This window comes from Frankia sp. CcCS3 (assembly GCF_977927575.1).
This window is the reverse complement of record NZ_CDWRCL010000319.1, coordinates 1-3,348: the sequence shown is the minus strand read 5'-3', so window position 1 is coordinate 3,348 and position 3,348 is coordinate 1. Positions and strand designations below refer to the sequence as shown.

Here is a 3,348-nt window from a genome sequence, read left to right as displayed (position 1 = left end):
CTTCATTACGTCCCCTTATCCTGCGCGGTGAGTTCCCGCAGCACCGGACTGAGGCCCGGGCCGCTGACGTGCTCCTGCTGTTGCCCAGACACGCCACCCAGCACGCCTGCACTCGCCGTGGAGACGGCGAATGCTGTGGCCAGCAGAAGCCCCGCGTTGCGCCTCAGTCTTTTCATGACGACCCTCCCTTCCGCTGTCATGTGCGGGAAGCTAATATCGCTTCTTCTTTCTTTTCGTGAGGGCAGCATAGATCGGGTACACCGGTGTGTGACCCTGCCAGATGACAGGGTCACACCAGAACCAGAATCTGAAACTTGATGCCGTCAGACGGCACGGCGGGCTGCCCTGCACCTCTGGTGATCCATGGTGATCCAGGTGGTGGGCAAACACCTTCGGCGGGCATCCCGCATGGTGAGCGCCCGCCTGCTCCGTGCCAGGTTCACGCCGGGCCCTCCCCCACCCCACCAAAAACGCCGATAATGAGCATTATGTCAAGTAGAGCCGGTCGCAGGGTCTCCCCTCCTCGGCCCCGTGCCGCTCAGCCGCAGTTGATCGACCGGCCCGGATGAACGTGACACATCTCGACCGGCGGTGTCCCCAACCAGCGATGTCCCCCATCCGGATGCCGCCGGTCGAACCACACACGTCGAACCTCGCCACCGGCAATGATCAACTGGGTTTGGCCCCCACTCCCCTGGTGCTATTTGGGGTTTTTGTTTTTGATCATAGGATGTGAAGTGTCGTCAACACCGTTGATTATCTTGAAACGAGACGGTAGACGATTGTGCGAGCGATGGCTGGACTCCGTCGGCCAGCCGTCAGCCGACGAATTTGGGGGACCTAGGCACGGTCTGCGGTCCCCAAACCGTGACTGGCTCCCCATAATTCGGCCACCGTCCGGATACCCTCCCCACCCGATGCGCCTACCCAGAGGCTCCGGGTGACCGGGCGGGCAGGTTGTGCAGACCGGCCTGGGCGGCGGCCGCCGTGCAGTATCCGGTGGACGGCGGCCAGATCCCAGCTGGCGCCGATCCGGATACCGGCGGCGAGCGGCACGCGCGCCGCGGACCGCGCCGACCACCAGACCCAGCGGGGTGCCAGCAACGCCTCGATCTCGGCGAGCACCCGCGCGATCTGGCCGGCCCCGGCCAGCGGATCCCGGCGGCCCGCAGCCGGGCGAGCCGGCCCGACTCCGGGTAGGACGGGGATGCCGACGTCACTGGTCGATTCTCACCGGCGGGTCCGACAGTTCACGCCCCTCCGGACCGCTTCTCACGGTCGCCGCACCGGTGCTCACGGTAGCAGCACCAGGGTCCGCGGCGCCTCCGGCGGCCGGTGGCAGCCCGGTGACGCGACGCGCCCGAAGAGCTACAAAGCCGAAATGCCCACGTTGGAAACGTTGAGCGGCAAGAATCCGACGACGGGAGATCGGAACCTTCGCGGGAAGAGGCGGTTTCATGGCAGGGCGGGACAACGAGTACGAACGCCCCATCCTGCTCAGCTGCGGCGGCTGCGACGTGCGCTGGACGGCGCTGACCGCGGCGCACTGCCCGTCCTGCCACGAGACCTTCGCCGGCACCACCACCGGCTTCGACGCGCATCGGGTGAAGGGGACCTGCCTTTCCCCGGAACGGGCCGGGTTGCGCCGCGATCGCGGATACTGGCTCAGCGGAGACGAACAGCCGCCCGGCCGCATCCTGCGGGTCTCCGACCGGCGGGGCGGTTCGGCCGGCCCCGCCGGCGGCGGCGGCGGAGGAGGCGGCGCGGTACGGATGGCCGGCTGACCGAGCCCTCCCCTCACCGGACGGTAGGCGGATCCCACCTGCCGCCTGCGGCCGGGACTGGATGGCCGAGCCGGTCGCAGCAGGCACGACGCCAGGCATGGTGGTAGGGACGTGCCACCGTCACGGTGTAGTGGACGGACGGGGTAAAGGGTGCCCGTCAGTGAAGATTCGACCGAGGTGGCACGCTCAGGAGTCGAAATGAAATAACTTGCGCGTTTCGAACCCTCCACAGGCCTGTGACCTGCGATGATGCTCTCGATCACGTATTTGTTACTTCATTACGTCCCCTCAAAGCCCGTGCCGGTTTTTCTCCGATCAAGCTACGACGTTCGGCGTCGTTTCTCAAAGGACCGCGCCCGCGTCCACGCGGCGGGCGGCGATCCGTTTGGCGGTGGGCCACCGCACGTCGTGCACCCAGCCGAGCTTCTCGAACAGGCGGATGAGTGCGGCGCTGGGATCGATCTGGCCGGGCAGGACGCCGTGGCGGGCGCTGGTGGGGTCGGCATGGTGCAGGTTGTGCCACGACTCCCCCAGCGAGGGTATGGCCAGCCACCACACGTTGCTGGAGCGGTCCCGGGCCGCGAACGGTCGGGTGCCGATCGTGTGGCAGATTGAGTTGATGGAGAAGGTGACGTGGTGCAGCAGCGCGATACGGACCAGCGCCCCCCAGAACAGCGCGGTCGCCGCCCCGGTCCAGGACATGCTCCACAGGCCACCGACCAGCGGCGGCAGCAGCACCGAGGCGGCGACGAGCCAGGGGAACCGGGCCGAGATCGCCGCGATGTCCCGATCGGCGAGCAGATCCGGGCAGAACTTCTCCGGCGCGGTCCGTTCCGGGTGGAAAAGCCATCCGACATGGGCGTGTAGGAACCCTTTCGCCAGGCCCCTGCCGTGATGACCGAAACGCCACGGTGAATGCGGATCGGCCGCCTGGTCGGAGTATTTGTGATGCCGCCGGTGAGCCGCGACCCAGTCGGTCACCCCCATTTCGATGGCGAGGCTCCCGGCGACGGCGAGGATTATCCGCAGCGGCCGGCCGGTCCGGAAGGAACCATGCGTGAACAGCCGGTGGTAGCCTACGGTGACACCGAATCCGGTGATCAGGTACATGACGGCGCCGATGACCAGGTCGTGCCAGCCCAGCCCCCATCCCCAGGCCAGCGGGACCGCGGCGAGCAGGGCAAGCAGGGGCACGACGATGAAGAACGCGAGCAGGACCTGCTCACCGAGGGTCTTCGGCTGGTCCGCCAGGTCGGGGCGGGTCGATCGCCTCGGCCTGGCGGCCCTGGCCGGGAGCGGCGGCCCCGACGGCAGGGTCGGGGCGGGGCCGGGCCGGCCCGGCGGACACCCGTCGTAGTCACCGGGCCGGGGTGCGGCAACGCACGCCGCAGCGGAACCGAGGGTGCCCGAACCGAGGGCGGCGGAACCGAGGGCGGTCGTCGTGGGGATGGATTTGGCCGTACCGGACGCGGTAGCCATACCGGCAACCGTACCGGACGCGGTGGCGGTAGATTTTATGATAATGGCCTCGGTGCTGCCAGATGCAGCGGCAGAGGCGACGATG

At 67.9% G+C, this 3,348-nt stretch carries 4 protein-coding genes; 2 read left to right on the top strand and 2 right to left on the bottom strand.

All coding sequences use genetic code 11. From position 1 onward, the window contains the following. Positions 1-5: 5 nt before the first annotated feature. On the bottom strand, positions 6-176 hold the full coding sequence (locus AC08OQ_RS18575; protein WP_476601338.1) for a hypothetical protein: 171 nt from the start codon (positions 174-176) through the stop codon (positions 6-8). 811 nt (positions 177-987) lie between these two features. Between AC08OQ_RS18575 and AC08OQ_RS18570 the strand changes: the two genes are divergently transcribed. After that, positions 988-1,200: a hypothetical protein gene (locus AC08OQ_RS18570; RefSeq protein ID WP_476612264.1), complete on the top strand. Its 213-nt coding sequence runs from the start codon at positions 988-990 to the stop codon at positions 1,198-1,200. Between the two features lie 257 nt (positions 1,201-1,457). Further along, complete coding sequence (locus tag AC08OQ_RS18565) at positions 1,458-1,784, top strand: FDXHR family putative zinc-binding protein (RefSeq protein ID WP_476601339.1); 327 nt, start codon at positions 1,458-1,460, stop codon at positions 1,782-1,784. Between the two features lie 342 nt (positions 1,785-2,126). On the opposite strand, the gene AC08OQ_RS18560 is transcribed toward AC08OQ_RS18565, so the two are convergent. Beyond that, a complete protein-coding gene (locus tag AC08OQ_RS18560) occupies positions 2,127-3,263 on the bottom strand; it encodes an acyl-CoA desaturase (RefSeq protein ID WP_476601340.1) in 1,137 nt (378 codons plus the stop codon). Between the last annotated feature and the right edge of the window lie 85 nt (positions 3,264-3,348).